The organism is Nocardia yunnanensis (assembly GCF_003626895.1).
In the GTDB taxonomy this organism is placed as follows: Bacteria; Actinomycetota; Actinomycetes; order Mycobacteriales; family Mycobacteriaceae; genus Nocardia; species Nocardia yunnanensis.
Genome location: NZ_CP032568.1, coordinates 7,863,071 through 7,881,797, shown reverse-complemented (window position 1 = coordinate 7,881,797; position 18,727 = coordinate 7,863,071). Strand labels below are relative to the sequence as shown.

The 18,727-nt window shown below is 63.8% G+C and carries 11 protein-coding genes and 2 rRNA genes; 9 read left to right on the top strand and 4 right to left on the bottom strand.

The window, feature by feature from the left end; translation table 11 throughout:
* Nucleotides 1-43: 43 nt before the first annotated feature.
* From D7D52_RS37175 to D7D52_RS37150, 6 genes are all read left to right on the top strand, one after another.
* Nucleotides 44-3,154: ribosomal RNA gene (locus D7D52_RS37175) — 23S ribosomal RNA — on the top strand.
* 218 nt (nucleotides 3,155-3,372) lie between these two features.
* Nucleotides 3,373-3,489: ribosomal RNA gene (gene rrf / locus D7D52_RS37170) — 5S ribosomal RNA — on the top strand.
* 1 nt (nucleotide 3,490) lies between these two features.
* On the top strand, nucleotides 3,491-3,766 hold the full coding sequence (locus D7D52_RS37165; RefSeq protein ID WP_222932961.1) for a transposase family protein: 276 nt from the start codon (nucleotides 3,491-3,493) through the stop codon (nucleotides 3,764-3,766).
* Nucleotides 3,763-4,266, top strand: a complete 504-nt coding sequence (locus D7D52_RS37160; protein ID WP_120743611.1) for a restriction endonuclease-related protein — start codon at nucleotides 3,763-3,765, stop codon at nucleotides 4,264-4,266. Before D7D52_RS37165 ends, D7D52_RS37160 begins: the two co-directional genes overlap by 4 nt.
* Nucleotides 4,259-7,684, top strand: a complete 3,426-nt coding sequence (locus D7D52_RS37155) for a pPIWI_RE_Z domain-containing protein (protein WP_120743610.1) — start codon at nucleotides 4,259-4,261, stop codon at nucleotides 7,682-7,684. The genes D7D52_RS37160 and D7D52_RS37155 overlap by 8 nt, the downstream gene beginning before the upstream one ends.
* Nucleotides 7,685-7,704: 20 nt before the next feature.
* Nucleotides 7,705-10,509, top strand: coding sequence for a pPIWI_RE module domain-containing protein (locus D7D52_RS37150; RefSeq protein WP_120743609.1), 2,805 nt, complete (start codon nucleotides 7,705-7,707; stop codon nucleotides 10,507-10,509).
* Between the two features lie 738 nt (nucleotides 10,510-11,247).
* On the opposite strand, the gene D7D52_RS37140 is transcribed toward D7D52_RS37150, so the two are convergent.
* Nucleotides 11,248-12,063, bottom strand: a complete 816-nt coding sequence (locus D7D52_RS37140; protein WP_120743608.1) for an SDR family NAD(P)-dependent oxidoreductase — start codon at nucleotides 12,061-12,063, stop codon at nucleotides 11,248-11,250.
* 9 nt (nucleotides 12,064-12,072) lie between these two features.
* Nucleotides 12,073-12,270, bottom strand: coding sequence for a hypothetical protein (locus D7D52_RS37135; RefSeq protein WP_120743607.1), 198 nt, complete (start codon nucleotides 12,268-12,270; stop codon nucleotides 12,073-12,075).
* A 327-nt stretch (nucleotides 12,271-12,597) separates the two neighbouring features.
* On the opposite strand from D7D52_RS37135, the gene D7D52_RS37130 reads away from it, so the two are divergent.
* Nucleotides 12,598-13,563, top strand: a complete 966-nt coding sequence (locus D7D52_RS37130) for an AraC family transcriptional regulator (protein ID WP_222932756.1) — start codon at nucleotides 12,598-12,600, stop codon at nucleotides 13,561-13,563.
* Nucleotides 13,564-13,612: 49 nt separating this feature from the next.
* Here the strand turns inward: D7D52_RS37130 and D7D52_RS37125 are convergent, their stop codons facing one another.
* Together D7D52_RS37125 and D7D52_RS37120 are read right to left on the bottom strand one after the other, a co-directional pair.
* The gene (locus D7D52_RS37125; protein ID WP_120743605.1) at nucleotides 13,613-14,533 is read right to left on the bottom strand and encodes an endonuclease/exonuclease/phosphatase family protein; all 921 of its coding nucleotides are present in this window, start codon (nucleotides 14,531-14,533) and stop codon (nucleotides 13,613-13,615) included.
* Nucleotides 14,530-16,482, bottom strand: a complete 1,953-nt coding sequence (locus D7D52_RS37120) for a glycoside hydrolase (RefSeq protein ID WP_120743604.1) — start codon at nucleotides 16,480-16,482, stop codon at nucleotides 14,530-14,532. Before D7D52_RS37120 ends, D7D52_RS37125 begins: the two co-directional genes overlap by 4 nt.
* A 74-nt stretch (nucleotides 16,483-16,556) precedes the next feature.
* Here D7D52_RS37120 and D7D52_RS37115 point away from each other — a divergent pair, with 74 nt between their 5' ends.
* Both D7D52_RS37115 and D7D52_RS37110 read left to right on the top strand, forming a co-directional pair.
* Complete coding sequence (locus tag D7D52_RS37115) at nucleotides 16,557-17,219, top strand: response regulator transcription factor (protein WP_120744743.1); 663 nt, start codon at nucleotides 16,557-16,559, stop codon at nucleotides 17,217-17,219.
* Entirely contained in the window at nucleotides 17,216-18,643 is a 1,428-nt protein-coding gene (locus tag D7D52_RS37110; RefSeq protein WP_246023547.1) for a HAMP domain-containing sensor histidine kinase, read from the top strand. The genes D7D52_RS37115 and D7D52_RS37110 overlap by 4 nt, the downstream gene beginning before the upstream one ends.
* Nucleotides 18,644-18,727: the final 84 nt, after the last annotated feature.

Below are 18,727 nucleotides of genomic sequence, written 5' to 3'. Positions count from 1 at the left end.
GTGTGTTGTTTGAGAACTGCACAGTGGACGCGAGCATCTTTGTTAGTAAGTGTGTAAGAGCGTACGGTGGATGCCTTGGCACCAGGAGCCGATGAAGGACGTAGTAGGCTGCGATAAGCCTCGGGGAGCTGTCAAACGAGCTGAGATCCGAGGATTTCCGAATGGGGAAACCCGGCACGAGTGATGTCGTGTCACCCGCACCTGAATATATAGGGTGTGTGGAGGGAACGTGGGGAAGTGAAACATCTCAGTACCCACAGGAAGAGAAAACAACAGTGATTCCGTGAGTAGTGGCGAGCGAAAGCGGAAGAGGCTAAACCAGGAGCGTGTGATAGCCGGCAGGCGTTGCGTTCTTGGGGTTGTGGGATCTCTATTCTTACTTCTGCCGAAGTAAGCACAAGTCAGAAACCGTTGTGTTAGTCGAATTGGTCTGGGACGGCCAACCGTAGAGGGTGAGAGTCCTGTAGACGAAAACGCAACGGCTTGTGTTAGAGACACCCGAGTAGCAGCGGGCCCGTGAAATCTGCTGTGAATCTGTCGGGACCACCCGATAAGCCTGAATACTACCTGGTGACCGATAGCGGACTAGTACCGTGAGGGAAAGGTGAAAAGTACCCCGGGAGGGGAGTGAAATAGTACCTGAAACCGTGCGCTTACAATCCGTCAGAGCCTACTTGTTGGGTGATGGCGTGCCTTTTGAAGAATGAGCCTGCGAGTCATCGGTGTGTGGCGAGGTTAACCCGTGTGGGGGAGCCGTAGCGAAAGCGAGTCCGAATAGGGCGCCGCAGTCGCACACTATGGACCCGAAGCGGAGTGATCTACCCATGGCCAGGGTGAAGCGACGGTAAGACGTCGTGGAGGCCCGAACCCACTTAGGTTGAAAACTGAGGGGATGAGCTGTGGGTAGGGGTGAAAGGCCAATCAAACTCCGTGATAGCTGGTTCTCCCCGAAATGCATTTAGGTGCAGCGTCGCGTGTTTCTCACCGGAGGTAGAGCTACTGGATGGCCTAGGGGGCCCACAAGCTTACCGAAGTCAGCCAAACTCCGAATGCCGGTGAGTGAGAGCGCGGCAGTGAGACTGTGGGGGATAAGCTTCATAGTCGAGAGGGAAACAGCCCAGATCGCCGGCTAAGGCCCCTAAGCGTGTACTAAGTGGAAAAGGATGTGGAGTCGCGAAGACAACCAGGAGGTTGGCTTAGAAGCAGCCACCCTTGAAAGAGTGCGTAATAGCTCACTGGTCAAGTGATTCTGCGCCGACAATGTAGCGGGGCTCAAGTACACCGCCGAAGCCGCGGCACTCAGACATTATTCTGCCTTCGGGCCAGGAGTCTGGGTGGGTAGGGGAGCGTCGTGTGGCCAGGGAAGCGGCGGAGTGATCCAGCCGTGGAGGCCATGCGAGTGAGAATGCAGGCATGAGTAGCGAAAGACGAGTGAGAAACTCGTCCGCCGAATGACCAAGGGTTCCTGGGCCAGGTTAATCCGCCCAGGGTGAGTCGGGACCTAAGGCGAGGCCGACAGGCGTAGTCGATGGACAACGGGTTGATATTCCCGTACCCGTGTATCCGCGCCCAATGGCGAATCAGTTGTGCTAACCGTCCAAATGTTCTCTTATCGAGCCTTCGGGCGAGAGGGAGAATTGCTGCACGGGACCCTGATTGTAGTAGTCAAGCGATGGGGTGACGCAGGAAGGTAGCTGGGCCAGGTGATGGAATACCTGGTGTAAGCCTGTAGGGCGAACCGTAGGCAAATCCGCGGTTCGTATAGCCTGAGAGGTGATGCGTAGCCGATTGAGGCGAATTCAGTGATCCTATGCTGCCGAGAAAAGCCTCTAGTGAGTTGGTACACGGCCCGTACCCCAAACCGACACAGGTGGTCAGGTAGAGAATACTAAGGCGATCGAGATAACTGTGGTTAAGGAACTCGGCAAAATGCCCCCGTAACTTCGGGAGAAGGGGGACCACGACTGGTGACGGAACTTGCTTCCTGAGCTGGTTGGGGTCGCAGAGACCAGAGAGAAGCGACTGTTTACTAAAAACACAGGTCCGTGCGAAGTCGTAAGACGATGTATACGGACTGACGCCTGCCCGGTGCCGGAAGGTTAAGAGGACCGGTTAGCTGCTTCGGCGGCGAAGCTGAGAATTTAAGCCCCGGTAAACGGCGGTGGTAACTATAACCATCCTAAGGTAGCGAAATTCCTTGTCGGGTAAGTTCCGACCTGCACGAATGGCGTAACGACTTCTCTGCTGTCTCAACCACAGACTCGGCGAAATTGCAGTACGAGTAAAGATGCTCGTTACGCGCGGCAGGACGAAAAGACCCCGGGACCTTCACTATAGCTTGGTATTGGTGTTCGGTACGGTTTGTGTAGGATAGGTGGGAGACTGTGAAGCATGCACGCCAGTGTGTGTGGAGTCGTCGTTGAAATACCACTCTGATCGTATTGGACCTCTAACCTCGGACCCTGATCGGGTTCAGGGACAGTGCCTGGTGGGTAGTTTAACTGGGGCGGTTGCCTCCCAAAATGTAACGGAGGCGCCCAAAGGTTCCCTCAGCCTGGTTGGCAATCAGGTGTCGAGTGCAAGTGCACAAGGGAGCTTGACTGTGAGACCGACAGGTCGAGCAGGGACGAAAGTCGGGACTAGTGATCCGGCACCGGCAAGTGGAAGCGGTGTCGCTCAACGGATAAAAGGTACCCCGGGGATAACAGGCTGATCTTCCCCAAGAGTCCATATCGACGGGATGGTTTGGCACCTCGATGTCGGCTCGTCGCATCCTGGGGCTGGAGTAGGTCCCAAGGGTTGGGCTGTTCGCCCATTAAAGCGGCACGCGAGCTGGGTTTAGAACGTCGTGAGACAGTTCGGTCTCTATCCGCCGCGCGCGTCAGAAACTTGAGGAAGGCTGTCCCTAGTACGAGAGGACCGGGACGGACGAACCTCTGGTGTGCCAGTTGTTCCGCCAGGAGCACGGCTGGTTTGCTACGTTCGGAAGGGATAACCGCTGAAAGCATCTAAGCGGGAAGCCTGTTCCAAGATGAGGTTTCTCACCACTTCGAGTGGGTAAGGCCCCCAACAGACCATTGGGTTGATAGGCCAGAACTGGAAGCCCGGTAACGGGTGCAGGTGACTGGTACTAATAGGCCGAGGACTTACCAACAAAGAAGCTACGCGTCCACTGTGCAGTATCTGAAACAACACACGACTCCGTCGGCAAGGGGCTTCGCCCCTTGACCCCGAAGGGAATTCGTGGGGGCAAGCCCCCACACCCCCGAAAGGCCGGCGGAGGCTCCGTACCCCTGGGAATGGGTGCGCGAGGGCTGGGCCCTCGCATCTCCCTTTCCCCGCGGTGAGCGGGGTGTGACAGTTTCATAGAGTTACGGCGGCTATAGCGGTGGGGAAACGCCCGGTCCCATTCCGAACCCGGAAGCTAAGGCCACCTGCGCCGATGGTACTGCACTCGACAGGGTGTGGGAGAGTAGGACACCGCCGGAACATCATTCCGACCCTCGCCGACGCCGGATACGACGGCGCCGGGATCGGGGTGCACACCCCGGTCAAACAGCCCAGCGACGGCCGCGACCTCGATATCGACACCCGCACCCGGAACGCTCTGCTACGCGGGCTGCGCTGCCTGGCCGAACGCGGCTTCGCCCTGCTCACCGGACGCTGGCGCGCCCTGCACCACTTCACCACCAGCCCCGAGAAAATCGGCGACATCGTCAAAGCCGCACTCGTCCTCACCCATTTCGAACACGGCCGACACCAATGAAAGTCGCTGAGATCACCTCATTGCTGATAGGGCGGGTAGTCGAGATGGACCGGCACGGGATCGTCTACCAGTTGGTGCGTCCACTGCGTATCTTCGTGACGGGACCGGGGATCGCGGAGACGGCGCTTGAATCTGAGCTGAAGAGGCTGGGGCTCACAGTGGCGATGTGGCCCAATTTTGACACCTATGACCTGCGAGTCACCGTTCCGAACGGCGAGGTGTGGGCGTTGGACGTAAAGGACAGGGCCAACCCAGCGCTACTGGCACGGGGATCACAACCACTGCGGCCCGATCCACCCTATGACCGGGCATTTCTGGTCATCCCGCAATACCGGTTCGACGACCGCAAAGACTACCCGACCGTCTTCGCTCACCACACGTCGAGCGAACTTCGTGAACGCATCGAACTCGTATCCGATACCGAATTGCTCACCGCCATCAAGAAGCAACTCCGGGCCGCCGGTTCGCGCCCGGCAACACGGAGGACGAAGAATGCGTGACCGTAGCGGGTGGCACGAGAAGCTCGCCCGGCAGTTGCGCCCGGCCTGGCCCGCCGCTATGACCGACTACCGGCCGGGCCAAATGCTCGATACCGAGCTGGGACTGTATCTCCTCGAATCGATCAATCCGGAACGAAACGCCGCCGACGCATGGACCCTGCTCGGCGGATACCCCTACGGGGAGGCGTTCGGTGATGTCGCCACCGATGAGCAACGCCAGCGAATTCGGCGCGCTCGCCACTACCTGTGGGATGTGCGTCGCCGACATGAATGGCGACGCAGCCTTGAACACTATCGGACTGTGCCCGTAGAACTTCGAGGCTATGAACTGACCGACATAGACGGACTTGCACGGCAGCTGACCCCAAGTCGTGCAGCGAATCGTTTCGAGGTCTACGAAGAGCTGATCGACGCAGCACCACCGTTCGCCGAGCGCGCCGTGCCCGTTGCAACGGCAGGCGAGTACGAGTTCACCGTGCGGGATCGGCGGTCCTCGGTCGTGTTCCCACCAGAACTGCTCACAAAAATGCCCACAGTGCAGCCACATTCGCTCTACCAAGCCGCAGTTGGTGCCGGAGAGCCGATCGAGGCGACGTGGGAGCAACTGGAAGATGCCGCGCGAGAGATGGACGTCGCAGAAGTCCGGTCCGGAAACTCGCCCACATGGTTTCGACGCCTCAAACGCGTGCGCCTGCTCGTCCGAGACGATGAGTGCGACCGCTACACCCGCTCGACTACCTTGCGAATCGACCGGCTCTTGAACATGGTGGGCATGGTGGGTGCCGGAAAGTCCACTCTCCGCGACATCCTCACCTACTGGGCAGCGAAGCACGCAGGGCGCCGGGTCACCTTGGTGGTTGGCGACGTGGCCGAAACCTTGGCGATCACCGAACAATTCACGCGCCTGGGTATCACGGCCGCACCGGTGCTCGGCCATTCGACTCGAGAACGGAATATCGAGCGGCTGCATCGTCGGCTGGCAACGGCGGGTGCGGAATCCATGTTGGCACACGACCATCCCGGGTTCGCATTCCTCAGCAGCGCGTGCCCGGCAGACGCCTTGCGCGGGCATCACACCCGATATGCACTGCGAATCGGTGAAGCTCCGTGCCACAACCTCTTCCCCAGCGACCCACCTACGGAGCAGGACAATGGCAACGCCGAAGCTCCGAGGCGTAAGCCGAAGAAGCCGAAGAGGCACACGTGCCCACTGTGGGCAGGTTGCCCTCGTCACCATGGAGCCCGGGCTCTCGTCGATGCTCAAGTATGGGTAGCGACCCCGGCCAGCCTTGTTCACAGTGGTGTCCCCGTCGCGTTGCACAACGAACAGATCCGGTACTTGGAATTGGCGTGCCGCCGAAGCGATCTGATCATCGTCGACGAGGCCGACCGGGTTCAGATGCAACTCGACAGTGCTTTCGCTCCGGCTACGACGCTTGTTGGTCGTTCCCCGAACTCGTGGCTCGACGAGGTTACCGGGCACAAGATCAACGAGCTGGCCCGCGACGGGCGAATCCAGCTGTCGCAAAGCGATGTCGACGACTGGACCAATGCAGTCAACACCGTCAGCGCCGCTGCCGATCGGCTGTACTCGCTGCTGATCAGCAATCCCGAACTGCGGAAGTGGATCAGTGAGGACTACTTCAGCGCCTTGACCTTGCATCGGCTACTGATCCGAGACTGGTTTCCGGAAGCCCGTACGAGCGAGGGCATCTCGGATGGGTGCGCGGACCTCGATTCTCTGAATCGTGTCAACGCTGTACTCGACGCATTCCGGGACGATCCTCTGCGAGAACTCACCGAGCCCGTGGACAGTGACCCTGAGACGACATCCATGGTGAACAAGCTCGTCCATCTCACGCTGGAACTGTTCCATGCACCGCGAGAGTCGACAACTCGCAAGCGGGTCAAGGAAATCCTTGCTGAACTCGTCGGTCCAGACACCGTCGCGGGGGACGAACTCGACCAGCACACGATTCGATTCGAATTCACCCTCGTGCTGGCAGCGCTGCACAACCGACTCGACTTCATGACCATTCTCTGGCCACGGGTTGAAGCGGCTCTCAACCTCGAGAACACCTCCAACGTCTTGTCCCGGCGCCCGCCCAAGGACTACGAACCGATCATTCCGGAATCTCCGATGGGAAACATCCTCGGCTTCCAATTCCAGCCCGGCGACCGCAACAGCGATGGCGACCAGAGCGGGGAACTCCGGTTCTTCCGCTGCAACGGTGTAGGTCGCGAACTGCTGCTGACCCTGCCGGACATTCCGGCATCCGACAACCTTCCCGGGCCGAACGTCCTGCTGATGTCCGGAACCAGCTGGGCCGGAAAATCGAGTCGCTACCACATCCACACCGATGTCGGAGCGATCCTGCAACCGGACCAGCGTGAGGTCGAGGCAGTCCTGAGCACCACCTTCCGTACGGAGTTCCTGTATTGGCCCGACACCGAACAGAGCGAAGCCATTCGACTGTCCGGCTCACCACCGGAACGACGTCGACTGGCACTGGCTCAGATGCTGAATCAGCTCGCCCTCCCCGATCGTGGCCTGATCGATTCCGTCAGTCCGCTTCAAGCCGAGCTGGACGAGATCCGCTACGACGACCCAGACCGTGCTCGGGTCCTACTGCTGGTCGGCAGCTACGACGAGGCCAAATACGCGGCCGAACACTTGAACTCCATGACCGAATGGAAGGGACGAGTCACCCAGCTCATCTCCGATGACGCCGACCTCGACGACATCTGGACCCCGGTCGTCGGCAGCGGAACCACGAATCTGCTCCGACGCGGCGAAATCGCCACCTTCCGTGGTGAGGTTCTTGTAGCCCCGCTGCTCGCTGTCGAACGAGGCCACAACATCGTTCTTCCGACCGGCAAGGCCGCGATCGGCAGCGTGTACTTCCTCGCGCGCCCTCACCCCAGACCCGACGACATCAGCCTGGCCATCCAAGCCATCAACGATTGGGCGATCCGGGAGATCCGCGGAAACAGCTTCCGTGCTCGAGCCACTGCGGCAGGCACTCCGGACCGGGCCGGAGTCATCTTCCGCAGCCGCGCCGCTAGACAGTGGCATCGGTTTCTCACCCGCCGTCTGGCCTGGTCGAGCCTGAACGACGATGAGAAGGAAGCCTTCACCTGGGACCAGCTTGTCGTGATCTGGCAAGTAATCGGCCGACTCGTCCGCGGAGGCGTGCCAGCCCGCGTCGTCTTCGTCGATGCTGCGTTCGCACCCCGCGAAGCGGGCTTCAACGCCGAAGACACCGCAGCTACAAGCCTTCTCGTCAGCATGCAACACGTCCTGGAGCCGTATTTCGACGACGAATCAGAGATGAAACCGATGGACAGGTCCCTGGTCCAGGCACTCTACGAACCGCTGTACCGCGCCCTCCAAACCCGCAACCGCGTTCTCGTCTAACAAATTTCGAGGAAGTCACTATGGTCACCTACAGCAACCTGGGCACCGCGGCGTTCATCCCCCGGCCCGGCCTCGAAGACCTCTCCCAGCCCTACTACACACTCGCCTTCCCCGCCGAATGGCGAGACCCTGTCCTCGATCTCTACAGGCTCAGCAGGCCGGAGCGCTCACGTGACAGGATCAAGCAGGTTCCCATCCGCCGTCTCAACGCGGTCCTGAAGACCCTCGTGCCCGACATTATCGCGGTCGGTGCCGACGCCTCGTTCGACGAGACGCTGCCGTGGCTGTATGCGCGTGAGCAGCCGTCCGAAGCGCTAATGCGCCGGTTCGTCCGGGCATGGTTGCGGGATCTGAACCCCAGCGAAGAGGGCTTCCGGCAGTTCACCAAAACGGCCCGCGACCTGGATCTCGATAAACTGCAATGGCAGCAGCGCCAGGTCGATCTGCTCGAACACACCTTGTCCGTGGGCGGCACCCGAGTGCCGTCAGACCACCTCTATCGGGTTCTCCCCTCGTTGCTAGCCGACAAAATCGAGGCTTTGCCGCCGTACTTCCACTGCGGCGAGGAAATGACGTTCAAACGGGTGGCGATCGACGCGATAGGCGGTGGCGCAGAACTGATTTCGTGGCCCCCTCGCACGCACACGCCGAAGGGAAAGAAGACCGACGGCAACCAACCGAAAACCTGGTACTACTCCGGCTATATCCGATTGGTGCTCCGAACGGTGCCGTTCTCATCGATCCCTCGAGTCCATGTCAGCTGCGGTATTCGGCGCTGGGTGTCGACCCCCAACCCCTTTACTCGTGGCCGGGCGATCAGCGCTTACCTACTGGCTTCGGATCCTCTGATTGAGGAAGCGCCGCAACCACAGCAGCGATTCGCGGTGGCGAGACTGGAATGGAACTCCCAGACCCAGTCGATGAAGTGGGTTCACGGCGGACCCGAAGGAATGCTGTCCGGATTGTCGGCCGTCGACAACCTCCCGGCACCAGACGTTTTCGTCAAGGAACCCGACCGTTGGATTCAGGGGCGCGACGGTGTCCAGGCTGCGCTGGTACACCACGCGATGATGGGATATCACGGGGTAGGTGTGGGGTTGATGCCCAACGAACGCCGCCGCCTGATCGAATGGGTATCCCAGGCCATGGAGCCGGACTTCGTCCTCGCCCCACCACTGAATCGCAGCGCGATCAAGAAGGATAATCCCGCCCGGCAGCTCAAGAAGAAGCCACCAGTGCCGACGAAGAAGGGCACCGACCAGGAGATCGAGGAAGCGAGACAACAAGGCGCTCAGGTCGAAGCCCAGAATGCGACGATTCGTCGCGAGGCGGTCGCGGATGCGGTTGCGGGAACGTTGTCCGTGGTGCTCCTGCATCAGAACGATGAGCGGGTTATCGATAGGCTGCTTGCGGCGGTGGAAGACAGCCTTGGGCTCAGTGGGTTCTGCGTTTCGCGGGGTCCTTCGGACTGGACGTGGAGCACGCCGAAGCTTTCGGTGACTGTCCATGCGGAGCCGCTCGGCGCGCTCGGCGCCCCGTTGGAGTACGACGGGAAACAACCCCGCAAGGGTAAGCAACATGAACAGGTCATCGACGGCCGGAGGAAGGAAGCCGCTCGTCGTATCAGAGAGATTGCTGCGACCACCGGGACGCCGACCCAGCTCGCAATAATCGTTCTCGACGACAAAGACAAGTTCAAGCAGCGAACTACCGATCCCAAGTTCGCACTCCGGATCGGTTGCGCCGATGCTGGCGTGGTCACGCAGTTCATCCGACCGATCGACGACAGCGACAAGGACGACGACATCGACCATCGGGCTCGCGCATCGTGGGACGACGCTCTGCGACAAGCCGGTATGCGGTTCGTACCGCAGCACAGTCTCGGTGCAGTGGTTCCGGAAGACCTGAACCAGGTCGCATTCTGGCTGGTGAAACGCCGGGTCGATGACACTAACACCAGCGCGCAATTCACTCCGATCGCCGTACTCATTCGTCCGAAGCAGCCCTGCATCATGGCACGCAGTTCCGAAATGAACGACTGGGTGCCCTACCCGCAACTCCTCACCAGTCTCACGGGACTGGTTCGGCCTGACGCGCTCAAGACCGCCGCGGAGCAGCAACGAGTCACGGCCGAATTCATCCAGAAGACCCTGTACCGCTTACGCCCCTATCCCACCCTGATCCTCACTCACGCCCAGAACACGCGAAACAGATGGCCATGGCTCCAGAACCCGGGCATGGTCCGCGACAGTATTCGACTGGGAGACGGCCCACTGCAGCACCTCACGCTGCACGGGAGGCACCTCCGCATCGCCCGAATCGCAACCAGTTCCCGGGACGAAACACCACAATGCTGGGCACTCGATGGCGATACACCGGGCGGCCACAGCAAGGGACTTTGGGTTGCGAACGATGCTGACGAGAACACACGCGTGTTCTACAGCACGAGCGGCAAGACCAGCACCCAGACCAGCATCACCATCGACGACAGCAAACTGACACCCCATATCGGCAAGGACGGCAAACCTCGCATTAGGCCCGCTGACAACGCATGGAACCCGACCATGTTGGAACTCACGATGATCGGCTTCGACGACCGTGACAGTGCAGAACAATGGGCGATGTATCTGCATCAACAGCGGTCCGCCGATGACTACCGAGACGAACTTGGTCTGCCGCTCGCTCTGCATGTCGCACAGTTGGCCGATCAGTATGCGCTGCCCTACGACTATCCGGGGGAAACCGATGCCGATGAACCCGAGCCGGGGGGCACAGACGGGACTGATGACGACCGGACCGGCCAGCTGACGTTCGACTTCGCATAATCAGATGCAATGGATTCCGTCCAAATTGGCAACGGATTTGGCAACCGGACACGGCGAAATCCAGCGGACCGGGTGACACAACGCGGACAGCACGGACGAACGAAACCCCGTTGACCAGCACAGAATGGATTTCCCGGAACGTAGGGGGACCGTGTGGGACGGGTCCTCGTGGGCTCATAACCCAGAGGTCGCAGGTTCAAATCCTGTCCCAGCTACCACGAAAGGCGGTCCTGGCCAATAGGTTTCGGGACCGCCCTTCAACCTTTATCGAGGTTGATGACATCCCCGTTGGCATCACGCCGAAACGGTCATCTCGGTCAGCCCCGGAAACTCCGCGAACCATATGGCTACCAGGTGCTTTCCATCGGACAGTGAGGCTTTTTCATCCTGACTGGATGATGTTGGTAGGCAACGGAACTGGATACGGCGCGCCTCAGCCATGAACGAGGAAGCCCTTGGTAGGACAGCTGTCGACTAAAACCTGCTGTACCCCAAGGGCCTTCACCAGAAGGGTGCTCCTCGGACTGCAATATTCGATCTTCAGCAAATCGAACTATCGCAGCTCAGAGCACCTTTCGCCATTCCAGGACACCATCAGCGCAGATCAGCATGACCGGTCGAGGCTAGCTCGCGACCGTGACTACCACTCCGCCGACATCGCCCGTAGTGGGTGAGCCGATCGCGGCCCGCGTCTCCGCCGATCTGAGCGCTGGGGTGTGGTGGCCGAGGTGACTGATCTCAGCGTTTCAAGCCGTGGCTGGAGGCGATGAGTTTTTCCATGACTGTGCGGGGGAGGAGGCGGCGGATGGCGAACATGAGTGGGGCGTTGCTGCCGATGGCGTAGAGGGGGCGGGGGCGGGGTGAATCGACTGCTGCCACTATGGTTTTGGCTACTTGCTCGGGGGCGATGCCTTTGCCCATTTTGCTGTCGAGGGCGGCCATGAGTTTGGTGAAGTCGGCGGTGTGGGGGGAGGCGTCGGCCAGGTATTTGGTGCGGCGTTCGCTGAGGCCGGTGTCGATCTGGCCGGGTTCGACGGTGGTGAGCCATACGCCGAACGGGGACTCCTCGAAGCGGGCGGCGGTGGCGAATGCGCGCAGGGCGGCTTTGGTGGCTGCGTAGGAGGAGCGGTAGGGGATGGGGAAGCTGCCGATCATGGATCCGACCATGACGACGCGGCCGTATCCGCGTTCACGCATTCCGGGCAGGACCGCCTGGGTGAGGGCGACGGGTCCGAACACGTTGAGCCGGAACAGCCTTTCGACCGCGTCGCCGGGGAGTTCCGCCAGCGGCCCGGCCTGGCTCTCCCCGGCATTGTTGATCAGCACGTCGACCGCGCCCAATTCGGTGGTGAACCGTTCGATGGAGGCCGGATCGGTGAGGTCGAGGGCGCGGTAATCGACGCCCGGCACCCGATCGGCGGCGGGCACGCTGTCCGGATTGCGACTGGTGCCGATCACCTTGTGCCCCTGGGCGGCGAACGCGGCGGCCGTGGCCTTGCCGATCCCGGAGGACGCGCCGGTGACCACGACGGTGCGAGTCGGATTGCTGCTCATGGCAGCACGTTATCGGGTGCGGCGGGCGGGCGGCCAAGCGGCGGGCCGGTGCGGGAGGTCGGGCCAGGGGCGCAGGACGGGGGTGCAGCGGGTGTGGCGGCGTCGCGCGGACGTCTCGCCGGTAACCGAACGAACGCCCAGCCAGATGCCGAGGCCGAACGCGGGAGCCGCCAGCGCGGGAACGAGCAGGATGGCGGTGGAGCTCATGGTGGGGTGACCTCGATTGCTGGTCGTCGTCCGAACCGGATGTGGATGAATCGCCTGGGGGCCGCGGCTGTTACGTGACGAATCGCCGCCATGACTTGCGAATACGGCGAAGTGACTGTTGTCGCAGCGATGTCCGTGACCATGCGCTACACCCAAAATATCCGATGCGCCACACCGGACGGTCTGCCGTTGATATGTTGCGCCAACCCGACGGGAACAGGGCTTTGTCGGGAAAAGTCGAAGAGGACCGCGTACATGTTCGACTGGGATTTGGTCAGAACCACCGCCAGCGTGCACATTTTGACGCAGCTGGCCACGGAACGAGGAATGCGGACGAGCGAATGTCTCGCCGGCGCCGGGCTCGCCGCCGAGGCGGTGATCGATTCGAACGCCGAGGTCACCGCCCGGCAGGAAGTGGCGGTGGTGCGTAATCTACTGGCGCGCTTCGGAAACGAGCCCGGCCTGGGCGTCGAGGCGGGCAGCCGCTATCACATCTCGGTGTACGGGCCGTGGGGATTGGCGTTGCTGGCCAGCCGCACACTGCGCGACGCGGTGGATATCGCGTTGCGGCACATCGAATTGGCGTTTGCGTTCGGGCAATTGAGTTTCGAGGAGTCCGCGGGTGAGGGGTTCCTGCGCTTCGACGACGGCGAGGTGCCCGAGGATGTTCGGGCCTTCCTGACCGAACGGGTCATGACCGGCATCCAGATGATCGGCCGGGAGCTGTTCTCGATGGGGGTTCCGTTGCGGCGCTTGAGTTTCCGCCATCCCGCGCCCGCCGACACCGCCCGCTACCGGGAGGCGTTCGGTATCGAGCCGGCCTTCGGCGCGGCCCGCAACGAAATCGTCTTCGACGGCGCGTATCTGGATGTGCCGCTGCCGCGGGCCAACGAGTGGGCGCGCAGCGCCTGCGAGCAGATGTGCCGGGACCTGCTGACGCGCCGGCACGCGCGCACGGGCGTAGCGGGGCTGGTGCGAGACCTGCTGGTGCGCAATCCGGGTGAGATCCCCGACCAGGCGGCGGTGGCGGCCGAACTGTTCGTCAGCCCGCGCACGCTGTCGCGGCGGCTCAACGAGGAGGGCACCTCATTCCGCGCGCTGCTCGACGAGGTGCGCCAGGCCCTGTCGGAGGAACTGCTCGACCACACCCCGATGACGACCGAACAGGTGGCCGCCCGGCTCGGGTACGCCGAGGCCGCCTCCTTCATCCGGGCCTTCCGGCGCTGGCAGGGCTGCCCGCCCCAGGAGTATCGCGCCCGCGGGCAGCGGGCGCGCATCCCGGAACTGGTGTAGCGCTCAGCCGCACGCGGTCAGGAACGTCCACGGTGCTTCAGACGACGCGTCAGCGGGGCGCGGCGGGAAGCGCGAGGGTCGCCGTCGGCGCGCGGTGATCCGGGCCGGGCAGTCGTGCCACCGCGGCGGTAAGGGGGCTCAGGCCGCGGACCAAGAGGTGGTCCGGGCGCGCCACGGGAAACGCGGCGGGCCAGGTGAATCCGGGGCCGCTGCCCGCGACGGTCTGGGCATCGCGGAAGCCCGGGGCGAACGAGCGCCAATTCCGGTCGGTGGTGGCGGTATTGAAGTCGCCCGCCACCAGGATGTGCGGGGCGGTGTCCGCTGCCAGTTGGCGGGAGAGGATGCGCAGGCCATCGTCGCGAGTCTCGGTGTCGCCCGGGCGAATCGACGGCAGGTGCACGACGTACACGACCACGTCGCCGCCCGGGGTGGTGAGATGGGTGCGCAGGCCGCGCTGCCAGCCGACGCCGACATCGGCGACCGTGGTGTCGGAGGCAGGGTAGCGGCTCCACAGGGCCACCGTGCCGCGCTCCTCTCGATACGGATAGACCGCGTCGAGGATGCGCAGCACGGGAGCGCGATCGGTGCCGCCGAGTTCCTGGACGGCGACGATATCGGCGCCCGTGGCCGCCAGCGCGCGGGCCGTGGCGGACGGGGAGGCGTTGTCGGCGTAGAGGTTCTGGGAGACGATCCGCATACTCCCCGCGGTCGATGCCGTGGCGGTCGGAGCCCACCAGGAGCCGAAGGTGTACGCCCACAGCAGGAGTGGTGCGAGGAATGCGGCGGCACCGGCCGGGCTGCGGGCAAGGAGGGCGAGCAGAGCCAGCGGCGGAGCCAGCAGGATCAGCCAGGGCGCGGCGGTATCGAGTGCGACACCGGCGCCGAGAACGTCGGGGACCGCATCGTGCGCCGCCGTCAGTGCGGTGAGAAGTGCTGCGGCGGAGACGAATACGAGCGTGCGCGGTCTCACTGTGCCGGGCACAATCGTCGCGGGTTCTTGTCGCCCTTCAGCTGGGCGTCGACGCAGCCGCCGGGCAGTCCGTCGTGCTCCCGCGTTCCGAAGTTGGCCGTGACGTTGAGCTCGCCGTCGCCGAAGACGCTGCGCTGGACCAGGTGATCGTCTGTCAGCCAACGGAAGTCGGTCATCGGCAGCGTCGCCGCTCGCTCGTGCAGGGGTGCGAAATACTGTTGCAGCCGCGCCATCTCGGCGCCGTGCTCGGTGAGGGTCGCGCGGTCAAGCACGAAATTCAACGGGGTGTTGTTCAGAATGGCGGTCAACGCCCGCATCGTCCGCTGTTGCGGGAGTTTGTCGTACGACAGCTCCCAGCGGTCGGCATTGATCAGCGAATCGTGCAGCACGGTCTCGTACAGCGGTACCCGGTAGACCGGATCGAACATGGCGGTGACCAGATCCGCGGGCAGCTCGACCGGCTGGAAGAAGAATTTCGGCGCGCTGTCGGGGTACCAGCGGCCCCAGGTCCCGCGGTCGCGCTGCAACGCCCACAGTCGATCCGAGATCGGGGTCTGCGCGCCGTGATCGAAGGCCAGCACCGGGGCGGCCCACGAGCCGGCGGCCTCGGAGCCCAGGACGGTCTTGCGGTCCTCGGCCAGCCAGCGCATGCGGTCGAGGCGGTTGTCGCGGTCCTGGCGCTGGGTCATCGGGTGGGCAGGGGAGTGGTCGTCGAAGAACTCGCCCGCCGCGTCCACATCGAGGAAGTAGCTGTCCGCGCCGTTGGCGGTCATGGCGGCGTAGCGATCCCGATAGAGTGCCGGATCCTGTTCGAGCGCTCGGGAACTCAGGTAGCAGCCGCGGTCGCCGAAGCCGGTCTCCGCGCTGCCGTCCGTCCGGTGCACGCAACCCTCGGGCCAGACCGTGCCCGGCCAGCGCGAGGACGGATTGTCGGCCGTCGCGGGATCCTGCGCGTTGGCCCACGAATCATAGGGTCCCGCAAGGTATCCCGCGTTCTCTGCGGCGGTGACCGCCGGCGCGGACATGGGATCGTCGCCGGAGTCGTAGCCCAGCCACATCTTGGACAGACCCAGCTGCTTCATCTGCTCGACCGCCTCCGGCGTGCGGCCGTCGCCCCACAGGTAGGCGTGGAAGGCGCCCAGCAGACGGGCGATCCGCGGGTTGGTGGCGATCTTGTCACGCAGGGAACGGAACTCACCGTGGCGGATCACCCAGGCACGATAGTCCTTGGCGGCGGCCACGGGGGAGGCGTCGGTGAGCGCGAAATCCACCGTGTAGTCGCCGGTGCCCGCGCGGGCGGCGAAATCGTGGGCGGCGTTGGCGACGAGCCGACCGTCCGCGGATTTCACCGTGACACTGCTGCCGATATCGGTCGGCACGATGTAGCCGATTCCGCGAGCGCCCACACTGTAGCCCCAGAACGGCATGGTCAAACCCGAAGTCAGCGGCAGGGATTCGCCGACCAAGCCGGTGTCCGGGCCATTCCAGAACCGATCCCGCACCGGCAGTGAGAGGCCCTCACCGCGCGGAATCTGCAGGGCCGTGGTGGCGGTGTCGGTGCCGGTGAGCGGCCAGTGCAGGGTGCCGTCACGGTCGCTGTGCACGGTGACGCGCAGGCGGCCGTCCTCGGTGGTGGCCGACACGGTCAGGGCGCGATCGGGGTAGGTCCAGGTCGCGGTCGAGCCGGTGAGCCGGACCGGTCCGGCTGTGCCGAGGGAGTCGGCGGCCGGGGCGGACAGCTCGTAGCGCGCGCCGTCGGTAGTGGCGGTGACGCCCAGATTCGTGGTGTCCACCCGGGCGGTGCCGGTCCCGAGCGGGATAACCACACTTTTGCCGTCGAGCTGCGGTGCCGGGGCGGCCGCGTCCTTCCCGCAGGCGGTGAGCCCGGCGGCGGCCACCCCGAGAATCGCCACGACGGCCGGGGTGCGATGCGGAATCCGAAGTCTCATGGCGTCCACGCTCAGCGAACGAGATGAGAGTCGGATGAGAAACCGCAGCTGAGCTCCTCCGTATGATCCGTGGAATGCGGGTACTGGTGGTCGACGACGAAGCCGCGGTGCGGGACGCGCTGGTGCGCGCCCTCGGCACCGAGGGCTATGACGCCCGCGGTGTCGGCGACGGCGCGACCGCGCTGAGCGAGGTTGCCCGCTGGCAGCCGGAGGTGGTCGTCCTGGATGTGCTCATGCCGTTCATGGACGGCCTCACCACCTGCCGCACCCTGCGCGGGCGCGGGGATCGCACGCCGATCCTCATGCTCACCGCCCGCGACGCGGTGAGCGACCGCATCGAAGGGCTCGACGCCGGAGCCGACGACTACCTGGTCAAGCCGTTCGACCTCGACGAGCTGCTCGCACGCGTGCGGGCGCTGGTGCGGCGCACCTATCCCGAGGACGGCGCGACGCTGTCGACCGCGGATCTGGTGCTGGACACCGCCGCCCACACCGTGCACCGCGGCGGGCGTGAGATCGAGCTCAGCCGAACCGAATTCGCGTTGCTCGAGGTGCTGATGCGCAATGCGGGACAGGCGCTGCCGCGCGAGACCCTGATCGAGCGGGTGTGGGGGCATCACACCTCGAATTCGCTGGAGGTCTATATCCGGTATCTGCGACGCAAGATCGAAGGCGAGGGGCAGCCCGCGCTGATCCACACCGTGCGCGGCGTCGGCTACCGGCTGGGGTCCTCGTGAGCCGGTTCGGATTGCGCGGTCGCATCGCCGTGTTCTTCGTCCTGGCCATGGCGCTGGCCTTGGCGGGAATGGCGGCGGCGGCCTACGTGGTGGTCGGGCACGAGTTGAACAGCACCCTCGATCTGAGCCTGCGCCGGCAGGCCACCCGCATCGCGCGGCAGTTTCCGGCCGAGCCGTCGGTGGCGGCGATCTCCGGGCCCTGCCGGTACCTGGCCGCGCCGAGCTGCGTGCAGGTGGTCGGCGCGGACGGGGGTATCCGGTCGGAGCATCTGCCGGATCAGTCCCTGCCCGTGAACGCCGAAACCCGCGCGGTGGCAGCGGGATCCGCGGACGCGTTCTTCACCGACTTCAGCCTCGACGGCTATCCCATGCGGATGTACACCGTCCAGCTGGAACCGGGCAGTGCGGTGCAGGTCGCGCAGCGTGCCGATACCGTCGATACCGGACGGCGACGGGTCGGGCTGGCGCTGCTGGCGGCGGCGGTCGCCGGACTGCTGCTGGCGGCGCTGCTGGGCACGGTGCTGGCTCGCCGCGCGCTCGCGCCGGTGGGCGCGCTCACCGATGCGGCCGAAAGGGTCGCTCGGACAAGGGATCCCAAGCATCATATCGCGGTGTCCGGGTCCGATGAGCTGGCTCGTCTCGCGGTCAGTGTCAATACCATGCTCGATGAGCTCGATGCCGCGCTCACCGCCGAGCGGGAGTCCCGTGCCGCGCAGCAGCGGCTGGTCGCGGACGCCTCACATGAGTTGCGCACTCCGCTCACGGCTTTGCGCACGAATATCGATCTGCTGCGGCGTGCCGAGCGGATGCCGGCGGGTGATCTGGCGGAGACGGTGGCGGCGCTGCGGGTGCAGTCCGAAGAGCTTTCGGGGCTGGTCACCGACCTCATCGATCTCGCGCGTGCCGACGACCCGGACGCGGTGCGTGAGAACCTCGAGGACTTGCGGCTGGATCTGCTCACCGCCGACTGCCTTGCGGTCACTCGAAGGCATTGGCCCGCAGTGGGTTTCGAGGCCGACTTGCATCCGGTGACGATTCAGGGTGTGCCCGCTCGGCTGGCGCGTGCGATCACCAATCTGCTCGACAATGCCGCCAAGTTCAGTCCGCCGGACGGTCTCGTCCGCGTCGTCGTCGCCGATCGTGCGCTCTCGGTGCGTGATTCGGGGCCCGGGATTCCCGCGGCGGATCTGCCGCACATCTTCGACCGCTTCTACCGCTCCCAGTCGGCGCGGGCGACGCCCGGGCACGGGCTGGGATTGGCCATCGTGGCGCAGGTCGCGGCGCTGCACCGGGCGACGCCGGAGGTGGAATCCACCTCCGGTGGTACGTGTTTCACGCTGACCTTCCCCGAGGGCTGTGCCGCGTCCGGGAAGGTTGATGCTGAAACCGTTGTCCGGAGTGGCGGGTTGATCCTCGGCGGGTGAGCGGTGATGCTGCCGGTGGTGGAGGTGATGCCGGTGGCTCGAAAGCCGGATGTGTTCGTGACGCTGGCGCGCCCTGCGCCACTT

What these genes read in the sequence shown, in the direction of transcription:
- D7D52_RS37160 (WP_120743611.1), top strand. Translation starts at nt 3,763, where the DNA reads ATGAAAGTCGCTGAGATCACCTCATTGCTGATAGGGCGGGTAGTCGAG.
- D7D52_RS37155 (WP_120743610.1), top strand. Translation starts at nt 4,259, where the DNA reads ATGCGTGACCGTAGCGGGTGGCACGAGAAGCTCGCCCGGCAGTTGCGC.
- D7D52_RS37150 (WP_120743609.1), top strand. Translation starts at nt 7,705, where the DNA reads ATGGTCACCTACAGCAACCTGGGCACCGCGGCGTTCATCCCCCGGCCC.
- D7D52_RS37140 (WP_120743608.1), bottom strand. Translation starts at nt 12,063, where the DNA reads ATGAGCAGCAATCCGACTCGCACCGTCGTGGTCACCGGCGCGTCCTCC.
- D7D52_RS37135 (WP_120743607.1), bottom strand. Translation starts at nt 12,270, where the DNA reads ATGAGCTCCACCGCCATCCTGCTCGTTCCCGCGCTGGCGGCTCCCGCG.
- D7D52_RS37130 (WP_222932756.1), top strand. Translation starts at nt 12,598, where the DNA reads ATGCGGACGAGCGAATGTCTCGCCGGCGCCGGGCTCGCCGCCGAGGCG.
- D7D52_RS37120 (WP_120743604.1), bottom strand. Translation starts at nt 16,482, where the DNA reads ATGAGACTTCGGATTCCGCATCGCACCCCGGCCGTCGTGGCGATTCTC.
- D7D52_RS37115 (WP_120744743.1), top strand. Translation starts at nt 16,557, where the DNA reads ATGCGGGTACTGGTGGTCGACGACGAAGCCGCGGTGCGGGACGCGCTG.